Here is a 257-nt window from a genome sequence, read left to right as displayed (position 1 = left end):
CACGACGGCCGTCGCGCTCGCGGCCGCGCTGGGCGCCGGCGTCTGCGAGATCTACACCGACGAGGACGGCGTCTACAGCGCCGATCCGCGGATCGTGCCGGCGGCCCGCAAGCTCGACGTGGTGAGCCACGAGGAGATGCTGGAGCTGGCCGCCTCGGGCGCGAAGGTGCTGCAGGTGCGCTCCGTGGAGTTCGCCCGCAACCACGGCGTCGACATCCACGTGCGCTCGAGCTTCAGCTACACGGACGGGACCTGGG

The 257-nt window shown here is 72.0% G+C and carries 1 pseudogene; it reads left to right on the top strand.

Annotated elements, in window-relative coordinates:
• A pseudogene (locus QSV46_RS40235) lies at positions 1 to 257 on the top strand (aspartate kinase); the annotation flags it as partial.

Origin of the sequence: Bradyrhizobium cosmicum, assembly GCF_032290525.1 — a bacterium.
GTDB lineage: Bacteria > Pseudomonadota > Alphaproteobacteria > Rhizobiales > Xanthobacteraceae > Bradyrhizobium > Bradyrhizobium cosmicum_A.
This window is presented reverse-complemented; position numbering and strand designations above follow the sequence as displayed.